The sequence below is a fragment of the Pelatocladus sp. genome (genome assembly GCF_059505505.1).
In genome coordinates, this window is sequence record NZ_JCACKS010000271.1 from 1 (window position 1) to 17,707 (window position 17,707).

12 protein-coding genes are annotated in these 17,707 nt (G+C 37.9%); 5 read left to right on the forward strand and 7 right to left on the reverse strand.

The window, feature by feature from the left end; all coding sequences use genetic code 11:
* Positions 1 to 238 precede the first annotated feature (238 nt).
* Complete coding sequence (locus tag AC5JMK_RS28835) at positions 239 to 1,591, forward strand: Z1 domain-containing protein (RefSeq protein WP_495911582.1); 1,353 nt, start codon at positions 239 to 241, stop codon at positions 1,589 to 1,591.
* A 247-nt stretch (positions 1,592 to 1,838) separates the two neighbouring features.
* On the forward strand, positions 1,839 to 2,675 hold the full coding sequence (locus AC5JMK_RS28840) for a TlyA family RNA methyltransferase (RefSeq protein ID WP_096673616.1): 837 nt from the start codon (positions 1,839 to 1,841) through the stop codon (positions 2,673 to 2,675).
* Here AC5JMK_RS28840 and AC5JMK_RS28845 read toward each other — a convergent pair.
* Complete coding sequence (locus AC5JMK_RS28845; RefSeq protein ID WP_096673614.1) at positions 2,672 to 2,896, reverse strand: Calvin cycle protein CP12; 225 nt, start codon at positions 2,894 to 2,896, stop codon at positions 2,672 to 2,674. The two genes, AC5JMK_RS28840 and AC5JMK_RS28845, sit on opposite strands and share 4 nt — an antisense overlap.
* Before the next feature lie 500 nt (positions 2,897 to 3,396).
* On the opposite strand from AC5JMK_RS28845, the gene AC5JMK_RS28850 reads away from it, so the two are divergent.
* Positions 3,397 to 3,624: a hypothetical protein gene (locus AC5JMK_RS28850; RefSeq protein WP_096673612.1), complete on the forward strand. Its 228-nt coding sequence runs from the start codon at positions 3,397 to 3,399 to the stop codon at positions 3,622 to 3,624.
* 10 nt (positions 3,625 to 3,634) lie between these two features.
* Here the strand turns inward: AC5JMK_RS28850 and AC5JMK_RS28855 are convergent, their stop codons facing one another.
* Positions 3,635 to 5,056 (reverse strand): DUF697 domain-containing protein, encoded by a 1,422-nt coding sequence (locus AC5JMK_RS28855; protein WP_495911583.1) that lies wholly within the window; start codon positions 5,054 to 5,056, stop codon positions 3,635 to 3,637.
* Positions 5,057 to 5,543: 487 nt separating this feature from the next.
* On the opposite strand from AC5JMK_RS28855, the gene AC5JMK_RS28860 reads away from it, so the two are divergent.
* Positions 5,544 to 7,784, forward strand: coding sequence for a sensor histidine kinase (locus AC5JMK_RS28860; protein ID WP_495911584.1), 2,241 nt, complete (start codon positions 5,544 to 5,546; stop codon positions 7,782 to 7,784).
* Positions 7,785 to 7,826: 42 nt separating this feature from the next.
* Here AC5JMK_RS28860 and AC5JMK_RS28865 read toward each other — a convergent pair whose 3' ends face one another.
* From AC5JMK_RS28865 to AC5JMK_RS28880, 4 genes are all read right to left on the reverse strand, one after another.
* Positions 7,827 to 8,630 (reverse strand): hypothetical protein, encoded by an 804-nt coding sequence (locus AC5JMK_RS28865; RefSeq protein WP_495911585.1) that lies wholly within the window; start codon positions 8,628 to 8,630, stop codon positions 7,827 to 7,829.
* A 16-nt stretch (positions 8,631 to 8,646) separates the two neighbouring features.
* Positions 8,647 to 9,933 (reverse strand): DNA cytosine methyltransferase, encoded by a 1,287-nt coding sequence (locus tag AC5JMK_RS28870; RefSeq protein ID WP_495911586.1) that lies wholly within the window; start codon positions 9,931 to 9,933, stop codon positions 8,647 to 8,649.
* Positions 9,934 to 10,236: 303 nt separating this feature from the next.
* Positions 10,237 to 12,975 (reverse strand): tetratricopeptide repeat protein, encoded by a 2,739-nt coding sequence (locus AC5JMK_RS28875; protein WP_495911587.1) that lies wholly within the window; start codon positions 12,973 to 12,975, stop codon positions 10,237 to 10,239.
* A gap of 263 nt (positions 12,976 to 13,238) precedes the next feature.
* Positions 13,239 to 15,116, reverse strand: a complete 1,878-nt coding sequence (locus tag AC5JMK_RS28880) for a protein kinase domain-containing protein (protein WP_495911588.1) — start codon at positions 15,114 to 15,116, stop codon at positions 13,239 to 13,241.
* Positions 15,117 to 15,279: 163 nt separating this feature from the next.
* On the opposite strand from AC5JMK_RS28880, the gene AC5JMK_RS28885 reads away from it, so the two are divergent.
* The gene (locus AC5JMK_RS28885; protein ID WP_495911589.1) at positions 15,280 to 15,765 is read left to right on the forward strand and encodes a hypothetical protein; all 486 of its coding nucleotides are present in this window, start codon (positions 15,280 to 15,282) and stop codon (positions 15,763 to 15,765) included.
* 238 nt (positions 15,766 to 16,003) lie between these two features.
* Here the strand turns inward: AC5JMK_RS28885 and AC5JMK_RS28890 are convergent, their stop codons facing one another.
* Positions 16,004 to 17,482, reverse strand: a complete 1,479-nt coding sequence (locus tag AC5JMK_RS28890) for a CoA-acylating methylmalonate-semialdehyde dehydrogenase (RefSeq protein WP_495911590.1) — start codon at positions 17,480 to 17,482, stop codon at positions 16,004 to 16,006.
* Positions 17,483 to 17,707 lie beyond the last annotated feature (225 nt).

The window sequence follows — 17,707 nt, forward strand, 5'->3', positions numbered from 1 at the left end:
AACTCAAAAATAAAGGCGACGCTGTCATCACAATTTAAATGCATAACAGCTTAAACAAGGCAAAGATACTATTCCTGACAGCACAATATTTGAAAAAATAGGTAAAATTCGTCAAGAAGTTGCTAATCATATTTATATTCAAATTACAGCAACTCCCCAAAGTTTATTACTACAAAATCTCTCTCATCCTTGTAAACCACAATTTTGTGCAGGAGTACCGGAACCGGGAAATAATTATATGGGAGGAGAACTCTTCTTTTCAGAAAACAGTAACTATTGTTGTATTGTGGGTGCTGAAGAGATTAACCAGTTAAAGAAACAAAAAGGTGCAATTAATCCAGGTAATAAATGGGAAATTCCTGAAGGATTAAGACTTGCGCTGTGTTGCTTTTTTCTAGGGTCAACATACAAAATGTTATCCTCTGAGAACGAAAATGCAAAATATTCTTTTTTAGCTCATATTTGTTATAAACAAGATATTCATAGTGTCTTAGAGCAAGTTATTAGTCAATTTGTAATTAATTTAGATCAAGCAATTCGAGACAAGAGTTCTGAAACTGAAAATAAGAAAGCTCTAAAATGGCTAGAACAAGCTTACAATGAGTTAAATAAAACTGCGGATGATTTACCTCCACTTGATATTTTGATAAATGAGTTGAAGTTTCAACTAAGACGTGCAATTCCTAAAATAATTAATGCAAATAATCCCGATAAAGAACCTAATTACAATCCCGGTATGAATATATTAATCGGAGGTAATAGATTAGGTAGGGGTGTGACTATTGATGGGTTAATGGTAACTTATTATGGGCGTGATGCAAAACAAAAAGTAATGGACACAGTGCATCAACACGCTCGAATGTATGGTTATCGTCCACATTTAAAAGATGTTACTCGTCTGTTTTTACCGGAACATATACTATACACTTTTCGTTCTATCCATGAAGCGGATGAAGCAATGCGTCAAGCGATTGGAGATGATATTGATAATATTCAACTTCAGCCTGTTTGGGTAGGAGGAAATCTAAAACCAACTCGCTCTAATGTTTTAGATCCCACAGTTATTGGTGTACTAGCACCAGGAAAGTTGATTTTCCCTCAAAATCCAGCTTATAAGAAAGAAGAAATTAAGGAGGATTTTCACAATATAGAAAATATTTTAATTGATTATCAGGATGACGATCGCTATTATGAGGTGGATATAGATTTTATAATTCAAGTTATCAGTTACACAAAGAGTTATTATATTCCCGGTGAAGAATGGGAATCTAAACGTATCGTTAAAGGATTAACAGATATAAAATCAAAGGGGATAACAAAAGGGCGTTTAAATGTTCGTAGAGGTAAAAAGAATAAAAGAAAAGGGTTAGATATGCCAAGGAAACATCCTTTTCAATGGAGATTTGGTTTTGGTTCAGGTGAGTGGTCAATAGAAGCTAAAAAGAAATATCCTGATGTTCCAACTCTGATTATTTGCTATCAAAGAGGAGAGAAGAATCAAGGATGGGATGATCATTCTATATATCTACCTATGTTGGTTTTACCTAAACAAAAATTTGTTTTAATGTTTAATTATGATGAGTATGAATAAGGTTTAAGAATAAAATTCCAGGAAGATTTTATAAAAGGGTTTTTCAATAAAACTAGGTAAGTTGATGCAGGATGATTGATCAAGCTAATGTGGTGTGTTACGGCGTATCATGTAATTTATCGCTAAAAAATATACATCACAAACGCCGTAACACACCCTACAGAATTTATAAAAGTAAATCCTTAGTGGTGAAAAATTAAGGAGGAGTAGTAGTTGTAAATAGGGTTAGAAATAAGGATTTAGAATTTTGGTTAAGCAACGATTAGATACTTTGTTGGTGGATTTGGGATTGTGTGTGTCCCGTCAGCAAGCGCAACGGCTGATTCAAGCGGGGGAAGTGAGCGTTGATGGTAGGCTTGTTGATAAGGTGGGGACAGAGGTTGAGGTTGCGGCTGAGGTTAAGATTAAGGAGCGATCGCCTTTTGTTTCTCGTGGGGGTGAAAAACTCGCGAAGGCGCTACAAGAGTTTGCTATTACTATAGAAAACCGTATCTGTTTGGATGGTGGTATTTCTACAGGCGGTTTTACCGATTGTCTCCTGCAAGCTGGAGCAAAGCTGGTTTATGGTGTGGATGTTGGTTACGGACAAGTTGACTGGAAGTTACGTAACGATCCACGGGTAATTTTGAAGGAACGCACGAATTTACGCTATCTAACCCCTGATGAGTTGTATGGTGTGTCCCCCCTAGCAGAGACGGGGGGAAATTATGCTGATTTAGTGGTGGTAGATGTTTCGTTTATTTCGTTAACGAAGGTTTTACCTGCTTTGTGGCGATTAACTCAACCTCAGCGTGAAGCGATTTTGTTGGTGAAACCTCAATTTGAAGTGGGAAAAAGTCGTGTTGGGAAAAAAGGAGTGGTACGTGATCCAAAAGACCATGCTGATGCGATCGCCCAGGTTTTACAAGCAGCTGTTGAATTAGGATGGAATTACAAAGGTCTAACTTGGTCGCCTGTGACTGGCCCAGCTGGAAATATTGAGTATCTTTTGTGGTTAGGAATGGATAGTGAGATAGCACCGCCAAATTTAGAAACTATTCAACAAATTACAAAATCTGCTACTGCTAATTTTAGAGATAATTAAACGTCATAAATACGACATTCAATCGCTTCTGGATGAATTTCACAATAGCGTTCTAAATCTGTTTTGCGTTTTGTGATTTGCTGTTGTTGAGATTGCTCAATTCGTAGTTTTTCAACTATTTCCCAGGCTAAAATACATTCATTGGAACTACTGCCTTTTTGATCACAAATCGTCCGAGCTTCATCTAGAGCTTGAAATACGTCTAAAGTTTGTGATGTCATAGATTACCCTTTTTTGTACTGCACAAAATGGACTCAAAGTTTTATTGCTTCTTGAGCCTTTATTTATAGCGTAGATAAAAAAAATAAAAAAGTGCTGAGGTAAAAATTTTCGCTATATAAAAAGTTATACAATTGATTAGAATTAATAAACTTTTGGCGTATTTAAAAATCAATACGGTTTCAGTTAAGGTTATTAATATGGTTTTCTGGTTATGTAGAGAGGTTGCATTGCAATGTCTCTACAGATTTTTTAGGCGGGTAAACTTTATGAGCAGCAAGGTTAGTCCCTGTTTTCTCTAAATGATTATGTATAGAACTCCTATCTGATAATTGAAAAAATATCAGTACACTTTTATTCCCTATTCCCCGTTCCCTCTTCCCTGACTTTATAAAGAAAAGCTAAAGTTAATTATTGAATCTATCTTAAGTAAGAAGTGGTTGCTTCATAAATTTTAGAAATTATATAAAAAGCTTAAAAATTTTAGTTACTAAATTTAAAAATGTATTCTAAGGAGAAAGAAGAATTTTTTCATACAGAACTCGTTAAGTATGGTGTCGATTATCAAAGAGCTGCTAAAGTCGCCCTGATTTTAGCGTCTGGAACACCAGATGAACTTTTGAGTGAGAAAGAAATACAACTTGCAGAGGAGGTTTGTAAAGAATGGTTAAGGCAACATCAACGTTACAAGCGCTTGACTTCAAATCTTAGAGAATATAAGCGCTTTTGATGCTTAAACTTTAATCGCCCATAATACCCAAATTACGTTCCAATTCCTGTCGCAAACGATACAAAATTGTATTTGATTCCACCTCAGCCAGAATTTCTGTGATCACGGTGCTAGCGCCTAATTGCCCCCAGGTACAACCTTGTTCGAGGTATACTTGGGCAGCTTTACCGACTGCATAGGCTCCATAACCTGCGATTCCAGCTTGAGCGATCACACTCCCAGCAAAGGCTGTAATATTACTAGGATTGTCACCACTCGTAATTGCTGCCGTACTTTTACCTAAACCTAAAATAAAACTGCTACCTAATTCTCCTAGTAGCAAACCACCAGAACTGAATAAAATTGTTTTTAGTAGTCTCCCGGCTTCATAGCCCGTCATAGGCAAACCATATAATCTTGCTAAGGAACGAATCAAGGCTAAGTCGGCGACAGTTCCACCTAAAATATCTAGAAAGGCGATGGGATTTAACCCGACAGCCACAGCTTTATATTTGGTAAATTGCCAAATTAAGTCTTCTGCTTCTTGTTGACGTACATCAACAGTTTTGGATGCGATCGCTTCTTCCGCATCCCGTGCTTGGATGAGTGCGTTTAAAGCAATGAGCGATCGCCCTTCCCGGTTGAGAATTTTCAGAAGAGTCTGTTTGAGTTCGTCTATTTGGGGTGGTGGTGTCTCCCACTCGTAAGTTACATTCCCATCTGGCCACTCAACCCGTACTTCCAAGGGTGTTGGTTCCGCCGCGATCATAACAATTTCATCGGGTTGTAAAGGCTTGGTTTGGGTATTTCCTGCACCCAGTTGTTGTAAATTTTTGTAAATTTTCTCTCGGTCTGTATCTGGATACAAATCTATTTTGTTAAACACGAGAATCAAAGGCTTTTGTGACTGTCGCAATTCGCACAAAGCTTGATATTCAGTGCGGGTAATATCGCCAGCAACCACAAACAAAATTAAATCTGCTTGACGCGCCACATCCTTTGCCATTTGTGATCGCGCTTCTCCCGCAATTTCATCTAGTCCTGGCGTATCAATTAATTCTACCTGTGCTTTATCGCCAAGATTCCAACGTACAGAACGGGGATATTGAGTCACACCATGTAAAGGGCCAGTTTGCAGAATCTTCTGTCCTAACAAAGCATTCAACACCGCCGACTTACCACGACTTACCAAACCAAAAGTGGCAATTACAATCACATTATGATCTAGTTTGTTGAGAGTAGCGGTTAAAACCTCTAATTCTGGTTTTACCAAACCAGCTAATTTTGGATTTGTTGATACTTGTCCAGGTTTGCGGAAATTGCTATACCAAGATAGCGCTTGTCTGAGACTAGCGCGAGCGCGGTTGAGATGAGTTTCTTGTGTGTTTTTTGGCACTTGCTGGGATTGGGGATTGAGAAAAGACAAGGGGACAAGGGGGATTGGGGGGAGCATCCCAATTTTTTCAATATACCGCTAACGGTTTAAACCGTTAGCTAATAGTACAAGTCGTCTTCAGACGACTTCATAAAATCAAGTAGTCTGGTTTAAGCAAACTTGAGCTATAAGGGTCTTCCACCTAGAAAAAACGGGCAGGCTTCTTTGGATATTCCGCATGGCCCATTGATTAATAAAAGGGTTTATAAGCCTGCCCGTTTTTTTGGGGACAATGCAAATAAGACTGCGATTTCAATTGCAGACGGGTTTTTTGAACTGAGAAATTAAAACTTAACGATCATCACAAATGCGATCGCGGCTTTTATGAAAACAGATACTCTGAAATCATTGCCTATTTTATCCAAAATAGTTTCATAAATTGCTAACAAACAAGAATTAATCCAATCAATTAATTTAGATTTGTCTCAAGATGAATTTGAATCACGAATATGGGAACAATAACTTTAGCCGAAGATTTGGTTGATGTTACTAAAATAATTTAAGTATGAAATTTTCTCATTCCCAGGGCTTTATAAAAGTTCCTTTACGACTATTATTAATCGTTCCCTTCGTTGTTCAAATTTGTATATCTGTCGGTTTAGTTGGATATCTATCCTTTAAAAATGGTCAAAAAGCAGTCAACGAACTTGCTGATCAGGTAATGAGTAAAACCAACAGCCTCGTTAATCAGCATCTTAATAGCTACCTAGCAATTCCTCATCAAATTAATCAAATGAATGTGGATGCTGTAGAGACGGGATTGCTCAATTTACAAGATATTGAACGTGCAGGAAAATATTTTTGGAAACAGATGCAGCTCTATAAAAATTTGGGCTACAACGGCTATGCTTTAGCTACAGGTGAAGGGGCTGGATCTGGTAATTATTCGAGGAGTAAATCTACCACAATAGATTTGTATCCTTTAGCTGTTAATGGAGTGGCTAAGGTTTATTCCTACACTACAGATGCTCAAGGAAACCGGACAAAGCAAATTAATACATATAATTATAATATTTTTGCACAACCTTGGTATGTCAATGCGGTAAAAGCGGGTAAACCGATTTGGAGTGGTGTGAATCCTTGGGATGGGGATGTTGGTTACATTGCTGCTTCTGCTGGCTATCCTGTTTATGATAAAAGTGGTAAATTGCTCGCTGTGTTTGACGTTGATTTACTACTGTCGAATATTAGTGATTTTCTCCGCCAAATTCGTGTCAGTCAAAATGGTAGTGTTTTTATTATTGAACACAATGGGTTATTGGTTGCCAATTCCAGTACCCAAAAACCCTATGTAATAGTCAATGGTAAAACCAAACGATTGGCTGCATCTGATAGCGGTGATCCTTTAATTCAAGCTACTGCTAAGTATTTAAAGCAAAAGCTGGGAGACTTGCAGCAGATTCAAGAAAAACAACAGTTAACATTTGATTTCAAGGGCGATCGCCAATATGTTAAAGTTACTCCCTGGCGCGATCAGTTTGGTTTGGATTGGCTTGTGGTTGTCACTGTCCCGGAAGCTGATTTTATGGGGCAAATCAACGCCAATACTCGTACTACAATAGCCCTGTGTTTGCTGACTTTGGTAGTGGCTTCGATAGTTGGGATTTATACATCTCGTTGGATTACTCAACCCATCTTAAAGCTGAGTCACGCAAGTCAGGCAATTGCTGATCAAAAATTAGATCGCCCGGTTGAAGTCAAAGGAATTTATGAGTTGGAGGTTTTGGCGCAATCCTTCAACCATATGGCTAGACAGTTACAAGAATCTTTTACAGCCTTAGAAAAAACTAACACTGAACTAGAACAACGAGTAGAAACACGCACGACTGAACTACAAAAAACTATTGCGGAACTGCACTATACGCAAGCGCAGATGGTGCAGAGTGAAAAAATGTCAGCCCTTGGTGAAATGGTGGCAGGTGTTGCTCACGAAATCAACAACCCAGTCAACTTTATTCACGGTAATCTCACTTATGTTGAGGATTACACTCAGGATTTATTGCGCTTGGTACAACTTTATCAAAAGTATTTACCTGAACCACCTCTAGAAATTCAGGAGGAACTTGTTGCAGTAGATTTTGATTTCTTGGACAAGGATTTAATCAAGGTAATCGAATCGATGCAAATAGGAACAAACCGCATTTGTGAAATTGTACTGTCATTGCGAAATTTCTCGCGCTTAGATGAAGCAGAGGTGAAAGAAGTTGATATTCATGAAGGTATCGATAGCACATTGGTGATTTTGAATAACCGTCTTAAGGCTAAATCAGATCGTTCTGAAATCCAAGTCATTAAAGAGTATGGAAATTTACCTTTAGTAGAGTGCTATGCAGGCCAATTAAATCAGGTGTTTATGAATATTCTCACTAATGCGATTGATGCATTAGAAGAACGCGATCGCGATCGTACACTAGAGGAAATTAAAGCTCAACCAAGCACAATTTACATATCGACTGCTGCTCAAAATCAGACTGTAACTATTAGTATTAAAGATAACGGAATTGGTATTAGTGAGACGGTAAGTTCCAAGTTGTTTAATCCATTTTTTACTACTAAACCTGTTGGTAAAGGAACAGGCTTAGGTTTAGCCATTAGCTACCAAGTTATTACTGAAAAACATGGCGGTAAACTTTTGTGTAATTCTCAACCAGGACAGGGAGCAGAATTTTTGATTGAACTTCCTATATTGCAACTATCTGTTCATTCACCAATCTGCACAAGCAAGGCTATTTCATTCTTACCATAACCCGCCCAGAAATAAATTTCCGGGCTAACAGCAAAACTCCACTTAATAATTTTTGTATTTTTGTAAATCTGCTTCAGAAACTTGATCTGCGGGTACTAATTTATAGTGTTTTTCTTGCACTACTCTAACTTCACCATCTTCTAGTGTCAGTTCAAACATTGCTATTAAATTATTGTTCATAAATTGAGCTGATATTGTACGACAAATCAAGTTAGGGAATTTTTTATCGCAGTAAGCAATATCTTGTTTAGTTTGAACTATACCAATCTGGTCATTCCCACTTTTAGCTTGAACAGGTATAATAAATTGAGAACCATGACTATTTATACCAACATAAATCTCATCTATTTCTATTTGACCAATTCCTTTAACAGCTGTTCTTAAATGGTTTTGTAAAGAATATGCTGTAATTCCTAAAAATATATCTATTAATCGATTATAACGTATCTTTGTTAAAAGAGCTTGTTCATCTCCTGATGAATATCTCGAAATAATTTCTGGAGTTGAATCAGGAATTTTAATTTGGGTTAAACTAGCTGATGGAATAATTCGGTTAATTTTTCCTAGCCTAAATTTATAAATAGCACGACCTGACAACTCAATAATCCATTGCAAACCTTCAGGTTCTGTATCTCTTATTTCTTGAGGTAAAGCCCTTCTAAATCTATAAGCATAAATTACATCACCGAGATTTTTAGCTTCAAGACCAAGCTTTGTCCCGATTTCTTCTAATTCTAAACGAGTAAAATAAAATTCTTCTAAGCCTGAAGCATAGTGTTTTTTAAAAATTTCATTAATGACACTGCTATATATTGTTTCTTTATTTAGTTTTTTACTGCTATCCATTATTAATAACCATTTTTTATTTGTTAATTTTTCTAGTTCTGGGTTCTATTACGCATGGGTCAACCTTATAATATTTGGATGCTTCAGACATATCATACATTAGCAATTGAATATCTCCTAACTCATGTCTACTCAGAGGTTTAGTTAGATGTACATTAAGCAATTTGATAATTTCTAAGGCTACTGCTTTTGCTAACAAGGGAGGGACAGAATTTCCTATTTGCCTAAATCCATGCCATTTAGTTACATGAAATCTAAACCAATCAGGATAAGAATGTAAACGTGCTGCTTCACGTACAGTAATACATCTTGGTGTAAATGGGTGAATTGGTCTAGGAGAAGTAAAAGCTCCTCTATTACTAGGAGTTCCTGCTCTGAGTGTATTGCATATACCTTCAGGATCAAGTTTATGGAAGCGACTTATGGGTTCTATTTTACCATGTTGAGTAGACTCAAATCTTTTAATAGATTCTGGATTGTGTTTTGTTCTTAAACTAGAGGTAAGAATTCTAGAGTCATATTTACGTTCGTATGAATAGTTGTTATCTGGAGAGTAAAGGCTGCGAAGTTGCCTACCATAATCACTAGGCTTACCAAAGTCTGCAACTATCCAATCTCTTTCGTATAATTCTTTATATTTTTCTACTTCTGGTAGGTCTTTCAGCGCATCCCAAACTGTAGGAGTTGATGGGAATGTAGTATCAAGATTGGATTTATTTCGTCTTTTATATTTAGTAATTGGGAGTGGATAATTTGGCAAATATAAATCATTCCGACAACCTAATAAAAATAATCTTTCTCTATTTTGAGGCACTCCATAATCAGCAGCATTTAATACTTGATAGTTTGGCTTTATTTGGTAATTCTTTAACTCAAACTCTTTGATTATTTTCGAGATAAAATCTTTGTGTTTTCCTATAGTCATTCCTTTGACATTTTCAAAAACAAAAAATTTTGGCTGTAGCTCTAAAACTAATCTAATAAAATGAAACACCAGAGAATTGCGAGGATCATCAATAAAACGTTTACCTATTAATGAAAATCCTTGACATGGTGGTCCCCCAAAGACAACATCAATTTCTCTATCCCCAATGGATGACTTTTTTCTAATTTCTTCTCCTGTAATATCCACTACACTTTTACAAAAAATAGTCCAAAAAGGAAAATTAAATTCGTGTGTAGCACAATGAATTGGATCAATTTCAACAGACGCAGGCACATCAAAACCTGCCTGTTCAAATCCTAATGTCATTCCACCTGCACCAGCAAATAAATCGACAGCAATAGGTCTACAATTCATCATATTGGTTCATTATCTAGTTAATTATTCTTCATTACTTAATTTAAATCATACTGCATGAATTAATTCAAACATTCATATAGCATTCCGAAATGATTCGTGAGGTAATCGACCACAGGGCGGTCGCAAATCGCAAGACAACAAAACCCTTATATTGAAGTCTTTGCTTTGTGCGATGTGGTTTCTCTTGAATATAATGAAGTGGATTTTTCATTTTGGTAGACGGTTAAAATTTCGTTCTACCATTTTTTTATACGTTGATAATATTTAGGATGGGTCTATTGTTAGCTATCTTTGCAGTTTAGTTTATACAATTAACTGCCGAAAGCGTCTTTCTTTGGCAATTAATTCAAAATCTATGTCGGTTTCTGCTTGTTGTTTATATCTGGGATTAAGATTGATTGCTAGTTGGAGATTTTCTAAGGCTAATTCTAGCTGGGACTGTAAAGCATAACAGGCGGCTTTGTTGTAATAGGCGTTGGCGTAGTCTGGTTTAATATTCAATGCGCGATCAAAGCTTTGAATTGCTTCATCATCATCACCAAGCATAACTAAGGCGTAACCTTTGTTATTCCAAGCTTTGTAAGAGTCGGGGTTTAATTGTAGTGCTGTGTCAAAAGATGCGATCGCTTCTTCATATTCTTCTAATTCTTCTAGAGCTAATCCTCGGTTTAACCAAGCCACAGCATCATCTGGTTTAATTTTTATGGCTCTATCAAAACATTGAAAAGCTTCTTTTTGGTGTTTTAATAATCCTAATGCTACGCCTTTGTCACACCAAGCTTGATGATATTCAGGATTGATTTGTAAGGCTTGATCGTAACAAGCGATCGCATCTTGGTATTGTTTTAATCTTCCCAAAGCGATACCCCGCTTCAACCAAACTAGCGGCTCGTCTGGGTTAAGTTTAATTGCTTTTTTATAGAGAGCGATCGCATCTTCATAACGTTTTTCTGCAAACACCACATCTGCTTGTTTAAGATAATCTTCAGCAGTTAATATATCTTGCGCTTCAGTAGTTTCTGAATCTACTGGTTGTAACGGTGCTGGCTGTAAAATTTCTTGAACCTCCGTAGTCACAACTTCTAAATGAATTGGAGGTGTAATTTCAGCCAATTGTTTTAGAGTTTCTTCTTTTTGTTGTTGAGCTTCTGTTTGTAATTGGGCAAGTTGTGAGAGAAAATCTGACTTAATTTTTTCTAGCTTTTCTATAATTTCCAGCTTTTGTGATTGTGTATTTGACTGTAATTCGGAATATTGAGAAGCAAATTCAGAACCTGATTTTTCTAAATTTTCAATTACTAATTCTTTACTACGTTTAACGTCTACTAACAACTTAGATATTTGTGAGCCAATTTCAGTATGTAATTTCTCCAATTTTTTAATAACACGCTGTTTTTGCTGTATAGCTTCTGTTTGTACATCACTCAGTTGAAACTTAATCTCAGATATTGTTTTATCTATTTCTGCCAAAGCTTGGTCTTTTTGTTGTTGAGTTCCTAACTGCCATTGTGTAAGCTGGGCTGTAAAATCTGCTTGTGATTTTTCCAATCTTTTTAGAACTCGTTGCTTTTGTTCTTGGGTCTCTGATTGCACATTATTAAATTGAGATGTTAACTCAGATATTGATTGTTCTACTTCAGCCCAAGCTTGTTGTTTTTGCTGTCGAGTTTCTGTTTGTAACTCTGATAATTGCGAAGAAAATTCTGACTGTAAAGTTTCCAAACTTGCGATAATTTGTTGCTTTTGTTGCTCTAAAGCTAAATTTGAGCCAGATAATTGAGATGCAAATTGCGATATTAATTCTTGCTTAGAAGTTTCTAAATCTGCAAAGGCTTGCTCTTTTTCTTGTTGAGTTATAACGTTTAAATTAGCAATTTGTGTCGCAAATTCCGATTGCCAATTCGTCACATTCGCTAAAGCTTGATGTTGTTGTTGCTCAAGTTCAGCTTGCCATTTTACTAATTGTTTTCTAAATTCTTGTTGTGATTTTTCTAAGTCAGCAACTGTTTGTTCTTGACTGCGTTGATTAGCTGATTGATACTCTGCTAATCTCTCAGTAAACTCTCCTTGTAAGTTTTCTATATTTTCTAGAATTATCTGCTTTTGTTGTTGAGTTTCACACTGAATCTCAGTAATTTTTGATGTTAATTCTGTGATTGATTGTTCTAATCTTGCAAAAGCTTGTTCTTTTTGTTGTTGAGTGCTTATTTGAATCTCAGATAGCTGTGCTGCAAATTCTAACTGAGTTTGATTGAAATTTTCTTGAATTTGTTCATTCTTTTGCTTTACCTCTGACTGCCAAGCAGTTACTTGAGAAGTAAATTCATGTCGAGATGCGTCTAGCTCAGCAAAAGTTTGTTCTCTTTGTTTTTGGTGTTCGTGTTGAAAATCAGAGATTTCTGATATTAGTTCTGATCTTAATTTTCCTAAAGTGTCAAGGGTGATATTTTTCTGATGTTGAGCATCTATTTCTAATTCTGACAATCGAGAGCCAAATTCTGCTTCTATACTTTTTAATTGTTGTTTCGATGCATTTATTTGTGTTTCTAATTCTGTGAATAAATGCATTTTTGACTCAGATATTTCCGATGGAATTACAGAGATAATCTGTTCTCGTACCGCTTTTGCTTCTTGTTCTAAATCAGTGGTAAGATTTTTGGCTTGTTGGATACTGTGTTGTGCAGTTTGTCTGACACTGAGCAGTTGCTTTTGTAAATCTTCTAATTCCTTGAACTGCTGTGTAGCTTTATCTACAATTTCACGCACCACCGCTCGCCGCAATAACCAAAAAGATGCAATAACAGCGACAGGAAATACAGTCAGTATAATTACCCAAATATTTAGTAAACTGCGCGTACGACCAAAAGCCCGATCTACTTCTGTTTGGACTAGTTCTCGGACTTGTTGCTGTTGTGGTTGTTGAGTGAGTGTAGGAGATGGCGAAACTTGAGCGATAACATCACCAACGGATAGTAAATTAGTAGAAAATACTACAGCGCCTTGCAACAGGAATGCGTAGACAAATTGATGCTTGCTCTTCATGTACCCATCCTTATCCGTTTGGTCAGTTTAAACTTGGCGTACCTGTCTCCAATTTACCAGCCGTTGTCAGCCTTCATTAAAGGGCGTGGCAACACCAAACAAAACCTATTCCTCCATCATAGAACTGTTAGTGGTTGTTGTTGGTCAAGGGTCATTGAGGATCGGGGATTGAGTATTGGGTATTGAGGCTTTATTGTTTCTCTGTTGTCCCCCTTGTCCCCGAACGCGAGTGCGTCTCCTCTGGAGAATCCCCAATCCCATCTTTACTGCGGAGTAGCAATAGGTTTAGCAGTTTTTTCTTTAGCCTGATTATCGGCTGCTTGTTTAAATAATGGTTCAATTTTATTTTGCCAATATTCAATATTGGGTAATTTTTCAGGATGATCTTTGTAAGCCAAAACTTTATCCCATTGACCATTATCTAGTGCCTTATTAATTTCATTGAATAAAGCTTCTGACTTTGTCCAATCTTGCTGCCATTGGGTAATGATATCTGCTGTTTGTTTAAAGTCGGATGCATTCCAAGGTATAGACTTCACAAGTTCGATCGCACTGTCTAAATCTCCAGATTCATATTTCTCTTTTGCTTGTTCTAAAATTTCGCTAGCACTTTTATTCAAAGCTTTATTTTGTGGTTGATTTGAATCTGATTGTGGTGAAGGTGATGATAAAGGTTGTGATGTTTTTGATGGTGATGTTTCTACATCAACAACAGGTTTTGTTGGAAGGGGGCGATTAGCAATCACAGTATTATCATCTACTGTTTTAAGTGCAATACCTCTATCTCGTAGACAAGAAACCCATTCTTCTTTATTTTTTATTGCATCGGAATATATCCAAGCTGAGTTCTTTGGATCAATTTTGACTTCTACCCAACCAGCTTTTGTCCGCTTACCAGTGACTTCCAATTTCTTACCCCTGGTGAGTGTTTCTACGATGTTGTTATTGGCGATCGCAACTGGTTCAGAACGGAGATTAACTTTATTTGCACCAACCACAACAAAGCAGTTACTGGCGCTAACGTCATTACCCCCCCAAAAACTAGTGGTGAAATTTTCGACATTTTTGACTAAAGCTGGGGCGACAACAGCAGCACTGCTTGCCAAAATTACCAGAATACATAGCTGTAGTAAATCAAGACCACCAGAACTTCTGCGAATGGTAGTAGGCTGAGGCTGAGGAGTTGCTGGTTTTGAAACTGCACGATTTACAGGTGCAACAGCGATAGTTCTCTGCTGAGATTGAACCGATGGAGATTTGATGGATTGGTAGCTAGACTTTCTGGGGTTTGTTATAGACTCAGAATGCATACCCAGAGAATGCAATGCTTGTAGTGCTTCTGTAGCAGTTTGGTAGCGGTCTTTAAAGTGATAGCGTATCATCTTGTCTAAAACTGCAACCAAATTTTGATTGATAGGTACTAAATGTTGCCAAAGAATCTCACCAGTGTGAGTATCTTCTTGCAAATCTATTGGTGCTACTCCTGTCAATGCTTGAATTGCAATAATACCCAAAGCATAAATATCACTGTTGGGACGGGGTTTACCTTGTCCTTGTTCTGTAGGCATATAACCGGGAGTACCGATCGCCACTGTTGCGGAGAACTGTCCACCAGCAAATGCTTGAGGATATCCAGAAGGAGAACGTAAGTGTTTGACAGCACCAAAGTCTACTAAAACTAATTTATGGTCAGAGGCACGACGAATAATGTTATCTGGCTTGATATCCCGATGAATTACCCCGTGGCTATGAACAAATTCCAGAATACTGAGAACTTCTATTAATAAATCAATAACTTCGCCCTCAGTCCAAGCTTCATCAGCAACTAGTTCATCATTGAGAGGATGTCCTTCAACAAATTCTTGTACTAAATAAAATTCTTGATTTTCGTCAAAATAAGCTAAAAGTCTGGGAATATGATCATGATTGCCCAGTTTTTCCAAAGTTTCGGCTTCACTGTGAAACAATCGCTTGGCAGTGTCAAAGATTGCAGGGTCGGTGCTAACTGGCTTAAGATGCTTCACCACACAAATAGGATTACCCGGTCGCTTCGTATCCTCGGCAATGTAGGTTTCTCCAAATCCCCCTGTTGCCAAAACTCGAATAACTTGGTATCGGTGGTCTAGTAACTTGCCAATCATATTCCCTCCCCAGTGTTTACACCCAGTTTTGCCGAATGGTAATAAATATCTCCAAGCTTTGATCGATAAAATCCGCTATCTTGAAAAAAGATTTGCACGTAAAACGCACTTTTTAATAGATACAAATTGTTAATTTATTTTTCAATAACATTTTTTAGTACCCATGCCACCTAAAATTACCAACTCACTCGCATGGCAGCAGGCTGAACTCCTCATGCAACCTGCTTTCATTCGCGTTGTTGATAACATTCGCAAGCTGCTGGATCTATCTGATTGGAAAGGAACTTACCAGGATGTACTGATTTGGCCCCTAGAAACCACAGAAGATACAAAAGCAATTGTTACAAAGCTTTTGCAAGAACTAGAAGCTGCAACACCAGAAAAAGCCATAAAAATTAGGGAGACACTAACTCATCTGCCAATTCCCCATCCAGGATATCACTTGTGTTTGCAGCGTCAAGAGCAAGAAGTCAGCGTAGATTTATGGGAGTTATGTTATCAAGTTTGTTTTCTTGATTACACTTCTCCCAACAATACTGCGGTTGAGATTGATACTAGTTTAATTGATGAATTGGGTGATGTGGATTGGCAACGTTTAGATAACAAAGCCAAGCAGTTAGTTGAAGAAGTGTTTGCAAGTTTACCGTAGAATTGGGGATTGGGGATTGGGGATTGGAGATTTTCACATGTTTGGCGTCGCATTATCCCACAAGCGGACAACTAATACCAATTTAATAATAGACAAACACCAGAAATTTAATTAGTCCCTTCCCACTCAGAGATATTTATTTTAGCGTAGGCGCGCTAGCGACTTGCCGCAGGCTACCACAAAGGACACATAGACGCGTAGCGTCTCCTCTGGAGAATCCCCAGTTCCCGATTCCCGATCAAAACTGACGTGACCATTCACTCGGCCAGCGTTCCACCACTACTTTCGTTTGCGTAAAAAACTCAACTGCATGATTACCTTGACCGTGTAAATCACCAAAAAAGCTTTCTTTCCAACCGCTAAAAGGGAAAAATGCCATTGGGGCGGCGACTCCGATGTTGATACCGATATTACCAGCTTCTGCTTCATAGCGAAACTTCCGTGCTGCTGCACCATTGGTGGTAAATAAACAAGCCATATTGCCGTATTGACCACTGTTGACGAAAGCGATCGCCTCATCAATATTATTCACATGAATTAAACTCAGTACTGGCCCAAAAATTTCGGTTTTGGCAATTTCACTAGCTGGATCGACATTTTGCAGAATTGTCGGACGCACAAAGTAGCCTTGTTCATGTCCAAAAATGTTTGGTTGGCGTCCATCTACTAACAACGTCGCGCCACTGTCCGCGCCTTTTTGAATTAAGTCCTCAATTCTATCCTTACTTTGGGCAGAAATTACTGGTCCCATCTCCACACCTTGTTCTAAACCATTACCTACCACCCGCTTTTTGGCAGTATCAGCGATCGCTTCTGTAAAAGTTTGCCGTGCTTCTGCGACGGTGACGGCGATTGAGGCTGCTAAACAACGTTGTCCCGCACAACCAAAGGCGCTATCAGCAGTAATACGCCTGGTCATTTCCATATCTGCATCCGGTAGGACAATAATCGGATTTTTCGCACCACCTTGGCATTGGACACGCTTACCGTTTGCTGCGGCTCGACTATAAATATACTTTGCTACAGGTGTGGAACCAACAAAACTGATTGCCCGAATTTGAGGATGATCCAGAATTGCGTCTACGGCTTGTTTCGTCCCATTCACCAGATTGATGACACCTTTAGGAAAGCCAGTTTTGTCTAGTAACTGGAAGATTTTTTGCATTGTCAGTGGTACTTTTTCCGAAGGTTTGACAATATAGGTGTTACCGCAGGCGATCGCATAGGGCATAAACCAAAATGGTATCATCCCTGGAAAGTTGAAGGGCCCAATCACCGCACATACTCCCAGTGGTTGGCGAATCATCATCTCATCAATCCCCCGCGCAATATCTTCCAGGTTTGTCCCCTGCATCATCATCGGAATACCACAAGCGATTTCAACATTTTCAATGGCGCGGCGCATTTCACCCTTCGACTCAGCCAATGTTTTACCGCATTCTTGGGTAATTGTGCGGGCTAAATCTTCTAGGTTTTCTTCCAATAAATTTTTAAGTTTAAATAAATACTGTACTCGTTCTGTAGGTGGAGTTCGCCGCCATGTAACAAAAGCTGCTGCGGCTGCATCTGTGGATTGATTGACCTCAGATGCAGTTGATAGAGGAACTTTCGCTAATAATTCTGTCGTCGCTGGGTTGATTACATCCAAAAATTCTGTAGTATTAGATGCACGCCATTCACCGTTGATGTAGTTGGGTAATGTGATAATTGTTGCCATTAGTTAAATATTTAATTCCTAAGATAAAAATATAAGTATAGGAATATCTTAGTCTTTAACTGTTTTTGGTAAGGATGAAGCACATAGCTGCTTCTTAGTATGATTTCCGGATTTTTCTGTACAGCACTGGTAGAGTCGGAAATATAAATATTTGCTTAATTCACATTAGTAGGGAGCATCTCAAATGTTTAAAAATCCCGTAGACTGGAAGTCGCTGGCTCACAA

Bases quoted from the DNA above. Each gene is read 5' to 3' on its own strand.
- AC5JMK_RS28875 (WP_495911587.1), bottom strand. From the start codon at position 12,975: ATGAAGAGCAAGCATCAATTTGTCTACGCATTCCTGTTGCAAGGCGCT.
- AC5JMK_RS28835 (WP_495911582.1), top strand. From the start codon at position 239: ATGGGAGGAGAACTCTTCTTTTCAGAAAACAGTAACTATTGTTGTATT.
- AC5JMK_RS28845 (WP_096673614.1), bottom strand. From the start codon at position 2,896: ATGACATCACAAACTTTAGACGTATTTCAAGCTCTAGATGAAGCTCGG.
- AC5JMK_RS28850 (WP_096673612.1), top strand. From the start codon at position 3,397: ATGTATTCTAAGGAGAAAGAAGAATTTTTTCATACAGAACTCGTTAAG.
- AC5JMK_RS28870 (WP_495911586.1), bottom strand. From the start codon at position 9,933: ATGATGAATTGTAGACCTATTGCTGTCGATTTATTTGCTGGTGCAGGT.
- AC5JMK_RS28885 (WP_495911589.1), top strand. From the start codon at position 15,280: ATGCCACCTAAAATTACCAACTCACTCGCATGGCAGCAGGCTGAACTC.
- AC5JMK_RS28890 (WP_495911590.1), bottom strand. From the start codon at position 17,482: ATGGCAACAATTATCACATTACCCAACTACATCAACGGTGAATGGCGT.
- AC5JMK_RS28860 (WP_495911584.1), top strand. From the start codon at position 5,544: ATGAAATTTTCTCATTCCCAGGGCTTTATAAAAGTTCCTTTACGACTA.
- AC5JMK_RS28880 (WP_495911588.1), bottom strand. From the start codon at position 15,116: ATGATTGGCAAGTTACTAGACCACCGATACCAAGTTATTCGAGTTTTG.
- AC5JMK_RS28855 (WP_495911583.1), bottom strand. From the start codon at position 5,056: ATGCTCCCCCCAATCCCCCTTGTCCCCTTGTCTTTTCTCAATCCCCAA.
- AC5JMK_RS28865 (WP_495911585.1), bottom strand. From the start codon at position 8,630: ATGGATAGCAGTAAAAAACTAAATAAAGAAACAATATATAGCAGTGTC.